The following is a 13,546-nucleotide window of genomic DNA, read 5'->3' on the forward strand; positions in this document are numbered from 1 at the left end:
CGGCACGGGTAACAGGAGGTCGTTCAAGCTGATGAACGACGGCCGTGACGGCTCACGCCGATGGTGTGCTCTGCGCAGCGAAGTCAAGGAGGAGGCCGAAGGCCGGGGGACATGAGCGGAGCAGAGCACACCGTCGGCGTGAGCCCGCCCCGACCCGCAAAAGCTCGGTGTCATCCTAGATGCTCCTCCCCTGCGCCGCGAGGAAGTCGCGCAGCTCGCGCTGGCATTCCTCGGGCCGTTCGATCGGGGTCCAGTGGCCGCAGCGCGGCAGCACCACGACCCGCTTGCTGGCGGCACGGTGCAGCCGTTCGGCCATTGCGCGCACGGCTTGCGGCGGCGCCACGCCGTCTTCGTCGCCGGTCACCAGCAGCACCGGCGCCTCAATCTGCTCGACCGCGGCGGCCTGGGCGCCGGCCAGCGCCTCGCAGCTGCGCGCATAGGCCTCGCCTTCCTGGCGCATCAGGCTCTCGCGCACGTAGGCGACCGCCACCGGAAGCCGCTGGCGGGTGTCGGCGGAGATGGCGCCCTGCAGCAGCGCCTGCGTGATCTCTTGCATGCCCGCCGCGCCCTCGCGCGCCTTGGCGGCCCGTGCGGTCATCGCGTTGCGCGCAGCGTCCGGCGGCGCGATCAGCGGTCCGAACAGCGCCACGCTCGCGACCCGCTTCGGATGCAGGGCAGCGATGTGCTGGCAGACGATGGTGCCCATCGAATGGCCGACCCAGTGGGCTCGCGCCACCTTGAGGCGATCGCAGACGTCGAGCAGGGACGCGACAAAGCGCTCGATCGACAGCGCGCCCTCGGCGCGTTGCGAGCGGCCGCTGCCCGGCAGGTCGACCCGGATCACCCGGTGCCGCGCCATCGCCGGCATCAGGGGCGTGTAGGTGTTGGAGCTGCCCCCGAGCCCATGCACGCAGACCACGGCCGGGCCCTCGCCTTCTTCTTCCACCGCGATGCGGTCGATCAGCTGGAAGCCCATGGCCTACTCGAACCGGTTCTCGATGACGCCGACGCCATCGATCTCGATGCGCACCACGTCGCCCGGGCGCAGCCATTGCGGCGGCTTCAGGCCCATGCCCACGCCCGAGGGCGTGCCGGTGGCGATGACGTCGCCCGGGTACAGCGTGATGCCGCGCGAGCAGGTCTCGATCAGGGTCGGGATGTCGAAGATCATGTCGCGCGTCTGGCCGTCCTGCCGCAGCGCGCCGTTGACCCAGCCGCGCACGCGGGTGGCGCGGCCGTCGAGTTCGTCGGCGGTCACGATCCAGGGGCCCATCGGGCAGAAGGTGTCGAAGCTCTTGCCGAGGTCCCACTGCTGGTGGCGCATCTGGACGTCGCGCGCCGTGACGTCGTTGACGACCGTGTAGCCGAACACGTGGTCCATCGCATGGGCTGCCAGGATGTCGCGCCCGCCACGGCCGATGACCACCGCGAGTTCGGATTCGTAGTCGATCTGGATCGAGGCGGCCGGGGAGGGCAGGCGGACCGCGTCGTGCGGCCCGACCACGCATTCGCCGAGCTTGCCGAAGACGATCGGCCAGGGGTCGGTCTCGGGCATCGCGGCGCGGAACACGGAGCCGGCCAGCTCGGCCGCATGGGCGCGGTAGTTGCGGCCGACGCAGAACAGGCTGCGCAAGGGGCGCGGCAGCGGAGCGCGAAGCGTGATGACCTCGACCGGCAGCCGCGTGCCCGACGGCTGCGGCAGCGGCTCGCCGGCTGCCAGCGCCTGGATCAGCGGCAAGACCCCGAGCGAAGGGTCGCGCACGCCCAGGGGCGTGGCCTCCCGCCCGTCGGGCGAGATCGTTCCCACGTGGTCGCGTCCACCCCAATTCCAGCTTGCCAGGCGCATCGACTTTGTCTCCATATCGCCCCGGGGTCCAACGGCGTGCGCCGCGGCCTCGAAGTCTCGGAAGTCATGTTTGAGACTTGCGTCTCAAATCGGGATCGCTGCATCATACGATCCGGCATCCGCTGTTCACAATAGATTCCAGGCCCTCCAAAGCCCCGTACAAACCCGATGGCGAGACTGAAACACAAGCTGAGCGAACCCCCGCTCCCCCCCGAGCGCGGGGTCAAGGCGGCCACTTTCCGGCTGCTGCTCGACACCGCCATGACGATCATCCAGGAGAGCGGCCACATCCCCTCGGTGGCCGAGGCCGCGGCCCGCTCGAAGGTGTCGCGGGCCACGGCCTACCGCTATTTCCCCAGCCGCAGCGCACTGGTCACCGCGGTGATCGACAGCTCGCTCGGGCCGGTGCGCAAGCTGGCATCGGCCAACCCGAACGGCCGCGACCGCGTGCACGAGCTGTTCCTGCAAACCTTCCCGCGCTTCAAGGAGTTCGAGGCCCAATTGCGCGCCGCCGCCCAGCTTTCGCTGGAACAGTGGGGGCTGGAGCGGGCCGGCCTGCTGGAGGAGGAGCCCTACCGCCGCGGCCATCGCGTGCGCATCCTCGAGCATGCGATCGAGCCGCTGGCGCCGTTGATGAGCCCGGCCGTGCGCAACCGGCTGCACCATGCGCTGTCGGTGGTCTACGGCATCGAGCCCTACGTGATCCTGAAGGACATCTGGGGCCTCGGCGACCGCGAGGTGGAGCGCACCGCCCTGTGGATGGCCGACGCGCTGATCGACGCCGCGCTGCGCGATGCCGAGCAGAAGCCGGCCCGCCGCCGTCCGGCCAAGGCCAATGGCGTCCGCGCGACGGTGCTGGCCGCCAAGGGAGGTTGACGAGCATGCCGCGCCCGTCGCCTGCGTGGTTCGACGCCCAATACAACGCCCGGGCCGGCATCCCGGAGCATCCCGCGATCCTCCGGCATTGGGCCGATGCCTCTGCCTGTGCGCTGGCCCGACCGGGCTGGGTGCTCGACATGGCCTACGGCGACGACGACAGCGAACGGCTCGACATCCTCCCGGCCGCCGGCGCCGCGGGAGCGCCGGTGCTGGTCTACATCCACGGTGGCTACTGGCGCGCCCTCGACAAGCGCGACCAGGCTTTCGTGGCGCCGCCTTTCGTCGACGCAGGCGCGATGGTCGCGCAGCTCAACTACGCGCTGTGTCCGGCCGTCGGCATCGAGCACATCGCGCTGCAGCTGACCCAGGCGCTGGCCTGGGTCTGGCGGCACGCGGCCGACTACGGCGGCGACCGCGAGCGCATCGTGGTGGCCGGCCATTCGGCGGGCGGGCACCTGGCGGCGATGCTGCTGGCCTGCGACTGGCAGGCGGTGGCGGCGGACCTTCCCGCGGATCTGGTCAAGTCGGCGCTGGCCATCTCGGGTCTCTATGAACTGGAGCCGCTGCGGCATGCGCCCTTCCTGGCCGCCGACATCGGACTCAGCGCGGCGTCGACACGGCGCCTCAGCCCGGCACTGTGGCCCGCGCCCGCCCGCGGCAGGCTGGCGACCGTGGTCGGCGGCGACGAGAGCGAGGAGTTCCGGCGCCAGTCCGCGCTGATCGCAAGCGCCTGGGGGCCGGTGGTCGTCGCCGCCGAAACGGTGGCGGGGCGCAACCACATGGACGTGCTGCACGAAATCGCCGACCCGCATTCGCGCACCCACGCGCTTGCGCTGGAACTGCTCGGAATCCCTTGAACGCGCCGGGCCTGCCCAGCCCTATCATCCGGCCCGGCCCAGGTTCGTTCGCGCCCCTCGACGGAGACAGACGATGAAGTCCACCATGATGCCGGTGCAGCTCAGCACCAACCAGATCCTCGACCGCGCCGGCACCTATTTCGGCGACCAGAACGTGCTGGGCCGGCTGCCCGACAAGTCGACCTACAGCCGCAGCTACCGCGAGATCCGGCGCCGCGCCCGGCAGCTGGCCCAGGCCCTGCGCGACAAGGCCGGCATCGCCCGCGGCGACCCGGTCGCCACCATGAGCTGGAACCACGCCTGGCACCTCGAGAGCTACTTCGGCATCCCGGCCGCGGGCGCGGTGCTGCACACCCTGAACCTGCGGCTGTCGCCCGAGGACATCGCCTACATCATGGACGATGCCGGCGACCGCGTGCTGATCGTCGACGACGTGCTGCTGCCGGTCTGGGAGCGCGTGTCGCCGCTGCTCAGGCAGCAGCCGCGCGTGATCGTCGTGCCGTTCAGCGGTGCCGCCTTGCCGGCGGGCCTGCAGAGCTACGAAGACTTCATCGACGGCGACGCCACCGACTACCGCTACCCCGAGCAGGACGAGAACGAGGCGGTCGGCATGTGCTACACCTCGGGCACCACGGGCCGGCCGAAGGGCGTCGTGTACTCGCACCGCTCGATGGTGCTGCACGCTATCACCGGCTGCATCCCCGACCTGTTCGCGCTGTCGGCGCGCGACCAGGTGATGATGGTCACGCCCATGTTCCACGCCAATGCCTGGGCCGTGCCGTTCTCGGCCATGATGGTCGGCGCCGGCCAGGTCCTGCCCGGCCCTCATCTCGGCGGCGAAGACCTGCTCGACCTGATGGAAGAAGGCCAGGTCACGATGGCGCTCGGCGTGCCGACCATCTGGATGATGATCTGGCAGGCCATGCAGAATCCGACCCGCGAGCGCCGGCTCGTGAAGGGCATGCGGATGCTGGTCGGCGGCGCCGCGGTGCCGCAGTCGATGATCGCCAACTTCGCTTCGCACGACATGCACATCGTCCAGGGCTGGGGCATGACCGAGACCTCGCCGCTCGGCAGCGTGCCGGTCATCAAGCCCAAGCATCTCGCGCTGCCCGACGAAGCGCGGCATGCACTGCGCGCCATGCAGGGCATCGCCACGCCGCTGGTCGAGATGCGCATCGTCGACGAGGCCGCGGGCCTGCAGCCCTGGGACGGCAAGGCGTCGGGCGAAGTGCAGGTTCGCGGGCCGTGGGTCACGGGCGGCTACCACGCGACGCCGAACGACCCGGGCAAGTTCACCGCCGACGGCTGGCTGCGCACCGGCGACATCGGCACCATCGACCCCGAGGGCTACATGCACCTGGTCGACCGCAGCAAGGACATGATCAAGTCGGGCGGCGAATGGATCAGCTCGGTCGAGCTCGAGAACCTGGTCATGGGCCATCCCGCGGTGGCCGAGGCCTCGGTGGTCGCGATCGCGCATCCCAAGTGGGGCGAGCGGCCGCTGGTGGTGGCGGTGCGGCGCCCGGGCGCCGAGGTCGATGCACCGGCGCTGCGCGAATTCCTGCGCCCGAAGCTGGCGCGTTTCCAGCTGCCTGACGACTTCGAATGGGTCGACGCGATCCCCAAGACCGGGACCGGCAAGTTCCTCAAGACGCGGCTGCGCGAGATGTACCGCGACCGGGTCTCGCAGTCGCCCGACTGAGTCTCCCGAGGCCGCCTGCCGGCCGATGCTGCTGATAGCATCGCGTCGCATCGGCAACCGGTTTTCATACAAGGAGACAACGTGGGAGAACTTCTTTCTCTCCTGCGCTTCAACGCGGGCTCCGGCCACATCTGGCTGGACGAGCAGCGCATGCTGCTGCTGCATGCGCGTGCCTTTGCCGAGCTTCGCAAGGAGTTGCTGGATTCGCTGGGCGTCGAGCGCGCGCGCGGCCTGCTGGTGCGCATGGGCTTCGCGTCCGGCCAGCGCGACGGCGAGCTGGCGGTCAAGGAGCGGCGCGCTGGCCTGCGCACCGAAGACGCCTTCATGCTCGGCCCGCGCCTGCACTCGATCGAGGGCATCGTCAGCGTCGAGATGATCAAGCTCGAGATGGACCTCGAGAACAAGCAGTTCTTCGGCGAGTTCATCTGGGAGAACTCCTGGGAGTGCGAGGCCCACGTGGCCGACTTCGGCTACGGCGACGATCCGCAATGCTGGTCGCAGATCGGCTATGCGTCGGGCTACACCAGCGCCTTCATGGGCCGGCTGGTGGTCTTCAAGGAGGTCGAGTGCACCAGCATGGGCGACAGCCGCTGCCGCATCGTCGGCCATGTCGCCGAGGAGTGGCAGGACGAGCGCTACCTGGACTACTTCCGGCAGCACCACGTCGCCGAGCGGCTGATCGAATTCAACCTCGGGCTCGAACACCTGCGCGCCCTGCAGCCGCGCCGCGAGTACGACCAGAAGCTGGTCGGCGTCTCGCCGGGCTTTCGCGCGGCCTTCGACCTGCTGCGGACCGCCGCCCGGAGCGCCATCACCGTGCTTTTGCTCGGCGAGACCGGGGTCGGCAAGGAGCTGTTCGCGCGCTGGCTGCATGACAACGGACCGCGCGCCAAGCAGCCCTTCATCGCGGTCAACTGCGCCGCGATCCCGGCGGAGCTGATCGAGGCCGAGCTGTTCGGGGTCGAGAAGGGCGCCTACACCGGCGCTCACCATGCGCGCGCGGGCCGCTTCGAGCGCGCCCACGGCGGCACCCTGTTCCTCGACGAGGCGGGCGACCTGCCGCTGGCGACCCAGGTGAAGCTGCTGCGCGTGCTGCAGACCGGCGAGATCGAGCGCCTCGGCGCCGACCAGGCGACGCGGGTCGATGTCCGCATCGTCGCGGCGACCAACGTCGACCTGCCGCGGGCGATGCAGGCCGGCAAGTTCCGAAGCGATCTGTTCTACCGCCTCAACACCTTCCCGATCACCATCCCGCCGCTGCGCGAGCGCACGGCCGACATCCCGGCGCTGGTCGGGCGCTTCGTCGAGAAGTACAGCACGCTGTACGGCAAGAAGCTGCGTGGCCTGACCGACAAGGCGATGCGCGAGGTCATGAAGCACGCGTGGCCGGGCAACATCCGCGAACTCGAGAACGTGATCGAGCGCGCGGTGCTGCTGGCGCCCGACCATGGCGACATCGAGGCCGCCTGCCTGTGGAGCTCGCCCTCGGGGGCGCCGGTCGAGGGCCAACTCGGTGCCGGCGGCCAGATCACGCAATCCGAAGCCGGCTCGCTGGACGCGCTGTGCGAACGGGTCCTCGAGGAAAGCATCGACATCGCATCGTTCGAGCAGCGGCTGATGCAGATGGCCATGCAGCGGGCCAAGGGAAACCTGTCGCAGGCCGCGCGGCTGCTGGGCATCACGCGGCCGCAGCTGGCCTACCGGTTGAAGAAGGAAGGACTGCCGGCGTCCTGAGCTGGCGAAAGCCGGATGCCAACGGCAACCAAGCGGCTGACCGGGTTCAATGCACGGGCGTCAAGATGGGAGCGCCCTTGTTCTTCACGAGGAACACCACAAACTTCGCCGGCTTGGTCGTGCTGGCATTGCGGCCGACGATGTGCACGTCGTTGGGCCCCTCGTAGAAGCTTTGCCCCGCATGCAGCGTCACGGGCTGGCTTCCCCTGAGCTGCATGACGATCGAGCCCTCCAGCACGTAGACGAATGCATGCGCGTCGTGGCGATGGACCTCGTCCGTGCTGCCAGGCGGATAGAGCACTTCCAGGACCAGGCCTTCCTTGCCGGGGAAGTCGGGCAGGTCCTTGAGCATCACTTCTTTGACCTCCGCATGAGGTGCCGCGTGCGAGCATGGGGTGCACAGCACGCCCAGCATCAGCGCGCAGGCGATGGCAAGAGACTTCATGCCGCCCCCGCTGAGGTCGCTGCAGCGTTGGCAGCCAGCCAGTCCTCGAACCGGATCGCGCCGATGCGCGGATTGTCCCCCGGCGTGAGCGACCGATCGGAGAGCAGGCCGCCGTAGTAGCGCGCGTGGACGTCCGGCACGACCTTGCGCGTATCCTGCGTCAGCCGCAGGAAGCGCCTGACCAGTTCGTCCAGCGGCATCGCCTCCGGACCGGCGACTTCGACCGTGCCGTTGACCGGCGCAGCGACTGCGACCTCGGCCAGCGCCGCTGCCACGTCTGTCGACGCGATCGGCTGGATCAGCGCCGGGGACAGGCGGATCTCCTCGCCGACCATGCCCGCTTGGGCAATGCCGCCGACGAACTCGAAGAACTGCGTCGCACGCAGGATGGTGTAGGGGATGGCGGACGCCTTGATGAGGCTTTCCTGCGCGACCTTCGCCCGGAAATAGCCGCAGTCGGGAAGCCGTTCGCTACCGACGATCGACAGGGCCACATGGTGGCGCACGCCGGCGGCGGTTTCGGCGGCCAGCAGGTTGCGGCCCGACGTCTCGAAGAATTCGAGGACGGCCTGGTCTTCCCATACCGGCGCATTCGCCACATCGACGACGACATCGGCGCCGTCGAGCGCTTTGGCCAGACCCTCGCGGGTGATGGTGTTCACGCCTGTTTTGGGGGAGGCTGCAAGCACGTCGTGGCCGCGTCCGCCAAGGTTCTTCACCACTTTTGCTCCGATGAGGCCGGTGCCTCCGATGACGACAATCTTCATGGCTTCTCTCCGCTTGTTTCGACCGCAACCTTTGCCGTCGATGTGTGGAGATTGCCTGTGCGCTGCGCGGAAGTCCTTGCCGTCACCTTGAATTTCCCTTCAGGAAATCCTGCTTGCTCGATGCTTTCCCCACGCGCTGCCGTACCATCCACGGACGGATGAATTCTCCAGTTGACTCGCCAGGGGGCCGAGGCCGTTCTGCCAGGGGATGCCACTGTGCGGTACATGTTTGGAGACTACTTGCTCGACCCGGAACGCCGGGAGCTTTCGCATCGCGCGAAAGTCGTGCCTGTCCGGCCGCAGGTCTTCGATCTCTTGCTGCATCTCGTCAGGAACCACGACCACGTCGTCAGCAGGGACGACCTGCTCACGGCGGTATGGAGCGGCCGAATCGTCTCGGAGTCGACGATCACCAGTCACATCAATGCGGTTCGCAAGGCCATTGGCGACACCGGCGAGGAGCAGCGCCTGGTCCGGACGGTCGCCCGCAAGGGGTTCCGCTTCGTCAGCGAGGTCAAGGTCGGCGAGATCGGGGGCGCAGGACTGCCCGGCGCTTCAGGGGGCGGCGAAAACACCTCCAGCGAATCAAGGGAACGGCCGTCCGCGCTCGTCCTTCCGGACAAACCCTCCGTGACCGTGTTGCCCTTCCACAACCTGAGCGGCGATCCCGAGCAGGAGTATTTCGCCGACGGCGTGGTGGAGGACATCATCGCCGCCCTGTCGCGCATGCGCTGGCTGTTCGTCATCGCGCGCAATTCGAGCTTCACCTACAAGGGCCGGGCGGTGGACGTCAGGGAGGTCGGCCGCGAGCTTGGCGTGCGCTACGTGCTGGAAGGCAGCGTGCGCAAGACCGGCATCAAGGTGCGCATCACCGGGCAGCTCATTGATGCCACGACCGGGACGCATCTCTGGGCGGAGCACTTCGAAGGCGTGCTGGACGACATCTTCGAACTGCATGACCAGATGGCGGAAGCCGTTGTGGGCGCGATCGCGCCGCAACTCGAGCGGGCGGAGATCGAGCGCGCCAAGCGCAAGCCGACGGCAAGCCTGGACGCCTACGACTATTACCTGCGTGGCACCGCGAAGCTGCACAGCGGAACGCGCGAATCCATCGAGGCGGCGCTTCCCTTGTTCTACAAGGCCACCGAGCTTGATCCGGATTTCGCATCGGCCTACGGCATGGCGGCATGGTGTCATTTCTGGCGCAAGGTCAATGGCTGGATGACCGATCGGCCCCGGGAGATCGCCGAGGGCATCCGCTTGGCGCGGCGGGCGGTGGAACTAGGCCGGGACGATGCCGTGGCGCTGACGAGAGGAGGCCATGCACTCGGGCATCTCGCCGGCGACCTCGATGGCGGTATCGCGCTGCTCGACAGGGCCGTGCTGCTCAACCCGAACCTCGCCCCCGCATGGTTCCTGGGCGGGTTCCTGCGCGCTCTCCGCGGTGAAACAGACGCAGCGATTGAACATCTGGCGCGTGCCGTTCGCTTGAGCCCACTGGATCCGGAGATGTTCCGGATGCAGGCAGGAATGGCGTTGGCACATTTCTTCGCAGGGCGCATCGATGCCGCTTCGGCCTGGGCCGAAAAGGCCGTCGGGAATCTGCCCAGCTTCCTGGCCGCGGTCAGCTTGATGGCGGCGAGTCATGCGCTGGCCGGACGAATGGACAAGGCACAGCAGGCGATGCGGCACCTCCGCACGCTCGATCCGTCACTGCGCGTCTCCAATCTCAAGGACTGGCTTCCGATCCATCGCCCGGAAGACCTGGCGCAGTTCGCGGATGGGCTGCGTCTGGCCGGATTGCCCGAGTGACTACGGCCAAAGCGCGCGGGGTCGCAACTTCAATTTTCACCATTTGATCACGCTGCACCGCAGCAAATGATCACCCCATCATCCGGGACAACCCGGACCACCCGGCCCGGTCATCGTCCGGGTCCATACAAATCAATCACTTAGCCGCGCTGGCACGCGCGTTGCCCTTATTGGCCGGGGCGGCGCTGTTGCCGACCCGGATTTGATGGATTGAACAAGTGACCCTTTCGATCCCGCCGGACCGGCACAGCGGCAGTGCCAGCGCGATGACCGGACAGCCGTGCTTCGTGCGCGTCACGGGCACCCGGGAGGCGCGCTTCGTCGAGTTCGAGTTCGCCATCGGCGACCCCGAACTGGCGGTCGAGCTGGTCATGCAGTTCGATCAGTTCCGCGAATTCTGCGAGCGCCACCAGGTGCGCCACCTGACGACCGAGGAGGGCGCCCGGCTCGACTTCGAGCGCATGAAGTGGCGCTACGGCGCGCCCGGCATCGATCACTAGACCCTGAACCCACCCGAGGAGACACCCCGTGCAAGTCGACATCAAGACCACCGACATCCGGCCGATCCGCCAGACCTTCTCGCACGTCGCCCGGCGGCTCGGCGACAAGCCGGCCTCGCGCTACCAGGAAGCCACGCTGGACATGCAGCCGACCGCCAACTTCCACTACCGGCCGCTGTGGCAGCCCGAGTACGAGCTCTACGACAAGCGCCGCACCGCGATCGCGATGGCCGACTGGTACAGCTTCAAGGACCCACGCCACTACTACTACGGCGTCTACACGATGACCCGCGCCCGGCAGCAGGAAGGCGCCGACCGGCAGTTCGAATTCGCGGACAAGCGCCGGCTGCTGGCCCAGGCCGACGCCGGCACCCGCGAGTCGCTGCAGCAGGTGCTGGTGCCGCTGCGGCACTACGAATGGGGTGCCAACATGAACCACAGCTACTGCTGTGGCTACGGCTACGGCACTGCGGTGACGCAGCCCTTCATCTTCGCCGCCATGGACCGGCTGGGCATCGCGCAGTACCTGTCGCGCGTCGGCCTGCAGCTGGACGGCAATTCGGGCGCCGCGCTGGACGCCGGCAAGGAAGCCTGGCTCGCGCACCCGGCCTGGCAGGGCGTCCGGCGCCTGATGGAAAACCTGTTCGTCACGCGCGACTGGTTCGAGGTCTTCGTGGCGCAGAACCTGGTGTTCGACGGCCTGCTGTATCCGCTGGTCTACAGGCGCTACGTGAACGAGCGCAGTGCCGCCACCGGCAATGCGCTGGCGATGCTGACCGAGTTCCAGAACGACTGGTTCGACGAGAACCTGCGCTGGGTCGACGCCACGGTCAAGACCGCGGCCGACGAATCGCCGGCCAACAAGGCGCGGCTCGCAGCCTGGTATCGGACCTGGCGCGAGCAGGTCGTCGATGCGCTCGGACCGCTGTCGGCCTTGGCGCTGGGCGCCGGCGGCGCCGAAGCGCTGCAGGCCGTCGCCGCCGAACTCGACGCCCGCGCCGCGCGCCTCGGCATCGCCGCTTGATGACAACAACCCAGGAGACCCGAATGACCACCGCCACCGCAGACATCGCCCGCCCGCCGGTCTTCATCGCGCTGCAGACCAGCGAGACCGCACGCGCCATCGTCGAAGCCATCCTCGCCGACAACCCCGGCGCCACCGCCATCGACTACCCGGCGATGGTGAAGGTCGATGCACCGGGCCGGCTGGTGATCCGCCAAGCCTCAGTCGAGGAGCGCGTCGGCCGCCGCTGGGACCTGCAGGAGATCCACCTGAGCCTGATCTCGCTGTCCGGAAGCATCGAAGAGACCGACGACGAATTCATCCTCCATTGGGGCGCCTGAGCGCACCGCATCACCGCATTCAAGGACAAGACGCCATGACCCACGCAGACAACACCAAGCGCCCCGCCGCCCGGCTCGGCCTGAAGGAACGCTACGCGATGATGACCCGCGGCCTCGGCTGGGACACCACCTACCAGTCGATGGACGATGTCTTTCCCTTCGACAAGTTCGAGGGCATCAAGATCCACGACTGGGACCAGTGGGAAGACCCGTTCCGCCTCACGATGGACGCCTACTGGAAGTTCCAGGGCGAGAAGGAAAAGAAGCTCTACGCGATCATCGACGCCTTCCAGCAGAACAACGGCCAGTTCAACATCAGCGACCCGCGCTACCTGAACACGCTGAAGCTGTTCCTGACCGGCGTCTCGCCGCTCGAATACGCGGCCCACCGCGGCTATGCGATGGCCGGGCGATCCATGCGCGGCGTCGGCGCCCGCGTGGCTTGCCAGATGCAGTCGATCGACGAGCTGCGCCATGCGCAGACGCAGTTCCACACCATCAGCCACTTCAACAAGTACTTCAACGGGCTGCACGATCCGCAGCACATGCACGACCGGGTCTGGTACCTCTCGGTGCCCAAGAGCTACTTCGAGGACGCGATGAGCGCCGGGCCCTTCGAGTTCGTCACCGCGATCTCGTTCTCGTTCGAATACGTGCTGACCAACCTGCTGTTCATGCCCTTCATGAGCGGCGCCGCCTACAACGGCGACATGGCGACCGTGACCTTCGGCTTCTCGGCCCAGAGCGACGAGTCGCGCCACATGACGCTGGGCCTCGAGGTGGTGAAGTTCATCCTGGAGCAGGACCCGGACAACGTGCCCATCGTTCAGAAGTGGGTCGACAAGTGGTTCTGGCGCGGCTACCGCCTGCTGACCCTGGTCGCGATGATGATGGACTACATGCTGCCCAAGCGCGTGATGAGCTGGTCCGAAGCCTGGGAGATGTACTTCGAGAAGAACGGCGGTGCGCTGTTCCAGGATCTGGCGCGCTACGGCATCCGCATGCCCAAGTACCACGAGGTGGCGTCGAAGGAGAAGAGCCGGATCTCGCACGAGGCCTGGGCCATCTTCAACAACTACGGCCACGCGGCCAACTTCAATGTCTGGGTGCCCCGTCCCGACGAGATGGACTGGCTGTCGGAGAAGTACCCCGAGACCTTCGACCGGATGTACCGCCCGCGCTTCGAATGGCTCGCCGAGCAGGAGCAGCAGGGCAAGCGCTGGTTCAACAACACGCTGCCGATGCTGTGCCAGACCTGCCAGATCCCGATGGCCTTCACCGAGCCTGACGATCCGACAAAGATCTGCTACCGCGAGAGCAGCTACCACGGCATGAAGCATCACTTCTGCTCCGACGGCTGCAAGGACATCTTCGACGACGAGCCCGAGAAGTACGTGCAGGCCTGGCTGCCGGTGCACCAGATCTACCAGGGCAACTGCTTCCCCGAGGGCACCGACCCGACGGTGCCGGGCTTCAACCCGCTGGCCGCGGTGCTGGACTACTACCACATCGCCGCAGGCGCGGACAACGGCGAGTTCAACAGCTCGCCGGACAAGGCGAACTGGGAGCGCTGGACCGGCCAGGACCTGTCGGCACCACCGGCCCAGCCTGCGCAGCCGAAGGTCGCCTGAAGCTCACCGAACCCGACACAGGAGAA

Annotated in this window: 13 protein-coding genes; 9 read left to right on the forward strand and 4 right to left on the reverse strand. The window is 67.7% G+C overall.

Features of this window, described 5'->3' with window-relative positions:
• Positions 1 to 175: 175 nt before the first annotated feature.
• Together QTI68_RS28285 and QTI68_RS28290 are read right to left on the reverse strand one after the other, a co-directional pair.
• Positions 176 to 976: an alpha/beta fold hydrolase gene (locus QTI68_RS28285; protein ID WP_286526461.1), complete on the reverse strand. Its 801-nt coding sequence runs from the start codon at positions 974 to 976 to the stop codon at positions 176 to 178.
• Between the two features lie 3 nt (positions 977 to 979).
• Complete coding sequence (locus QTI68_RS28290; RefSeq protein ID WP_286526462.1) at positions 980 to 1,846, reverse strand: fumarylacetoacetate hydrolase family protein; 867 nt, start codon at positions 1,844 to 1,846, stop codon at positions 980 to 982.
• A gap of 168 nt (positions 1,847 to 2,014) precedes the next feature.
• On the opposite strand from QTI68_RS28290, the gene QTI68_RS28295 reads away from it, so the two are divergent.
• From QTI68_RS28295 to QTI68_RS28310, 4 genes are all read left to right on the forward strand, one after another.
• A complete protein-coding gene (locus QTI68_RS28295) occupies positions 2,015 to 2,722 on the forward strand; it encodes a TetR/AcrR family transcriptional regulator (RefSeq protein ID WP_286526463.1) in 708 nt (235 codons plus the stop codon).
• 5 nt (positions 2,723 to 2,727) lie between these two features.
• Positions 2,728 to 3,582 carry an alpha/beta hydrolase gene (locus QTI68_RS28300; protein ID WP_286526465.1) on the forward strand — a complete coding sequence of 285 codons (855 nt, stop codon included), beginning with the start codon at positions 2,728 to 2,730 and terminating at the stop codon, positions 3,580 to 3,582.
• Positions 3,583 to 3,655: 73 nt separating this feature from the next.
• Entirely contained in the window at positions 3,656 to 5,287 is a 1,632-nt protein-coding gene (locus QTI68_RS28305) for a long-chain fatty acid--CoA ligase (RefSeq protein WP_286526467.1), read from the forward strand.
• A gap of 81 nt (positions 5,288 to 5,368) precedes the next feature.
• Positions 5,369 to 7,021 (forward strand): sigma-54-dependent Fis family transcriptional regulator, encoded by a 1,653-nt coding sequence (locus tag QTI68_RS28310; protein WP_286526468.1) that lies wholly within the window; start codon positions 5,369 to 5,371, stop codon positions 7,019 to 7,021.
• Positions 7,022 to 7,067: 46 nt separating this feature from the next.
• Here QTI68_RS28310 and QTI68_RS28315 read toward each other — a convergent pair whose 3' ends face one another.
• Both QTI68_RS28315 and QTI68_RS28320 read right to left on the reverse strand, forming a co-directional pair.
• On the reverse strand, positions 7,068 to 7,466 hold the full coding sequence (locus QTI68_RS28315; RefSeq protein WP_286526469.1) for a cupin domain-containing protein: 399 nt from the start codon (positions 7,464 to 7,466) through the stop codon (positions 7,068 to 7,070).
• Entirely contained in the window at positions 7,463 to 8,233 is a 771-nt protein-coding gene (locus QTI68_RS28320; RefSeq protein ID WP_286526470.1) for an SDR family oxidoreductase, read from the reverse strand. The genes QTI68_RS28315 and QTI68_RS28320 overlap by 4 nt, the downstream gene beginning before the upstream one ends.
• A gap of 216 nt (positions 8,234 to 8,449) precedes the next feature.
• Here QTI68_RS28320 and QTI68_RS28325 point away from each other — a divergent pair, with 216 nt between their 5' ends.
• The 5 genes from QTI68_RS28325 (at position 8,450) to QTI68_RS28345 (ending at position 13,520) form a co-directional block, all read left to right on the forward strand.
• On the forward strand, positions 8,450 to 10,045 hold the full coding sequence (locus QTI68_RS28325) for a winged helix-turn-helix domain-containing tetratricopeptide repeat protein (protein WP_353506449.1): 1,596 nt from the start codon (positions 8,450 to 8,452) through the stop codon (positions 10,043 to 10,045).
• A gap of 218 nt (positions 10,046 to 10,263) precedes the next feature.
• Positions 10,264 to 10,545 (forward strand): phenol hydroxylase subunit, encoded by a 282-nt coding sequence (locus QTI68_RS28330; RefSeq protein ID WP_286526472.1) that lies wholly within the window; start codon positions 10,264 to 10,266, stop codon positions 10,543 to 10,545.
• Between the two features lie 28 nt (positions 10,546 to 10,573).
• Complete coding sequence (locus QTI68_RS28335) at positions 10,574 to 11,569, forward strand: aromatic/alkene monooxygenase hydroxylase subunit beta (RefSeq protein ID WP_286526473.1); 996 nt, start codon at positions 10,574 to 10,576, stop codon at positions 11,567 to 11,569.
• Between the two features lie 23 nt (positions 11,570 to 11,592).
• Positions 11,593 to 11,889 (forward strand): MmoB/DmpM family protein, encoded by a 297-nt coding sequence (locus tag QTI68_RS28340; RefSeq protein ID WP_286373638.1) that lies wholly within the window; start codon positions 11,593 to 11,595, stop codon positions 11,887 to 11,889.
• Between the two features lie 35 nt (positions 11,890 to 11,924).
• Complete coding sequence (locus QTI68_RS28345) at positions 11,925 to 13,520, forward strand: aromatic/alkene/methane monooxygenase hydroxylase/oxygenase subunit alpha (RefSeq protein ID WP_286526474.1); 1,596 nt, start codon at positions 11,925 to 11,927, stop codon at positions 13,518 to 13,520.
• Positions 13,521 to 13,546: the final 26 nt, after the last annotated feature.

It is taken from the genome of Variovorax sp. J31P207 (assembly GCF_030316965.1).
Classification (GTDB): domain Bacteria; phylum Pseudomonadota; class Gammaproteobacteria; order Burkholderiales; family Burkholderiaceae_C; genus Variovorax; species Variovorax ginsengisoli_B.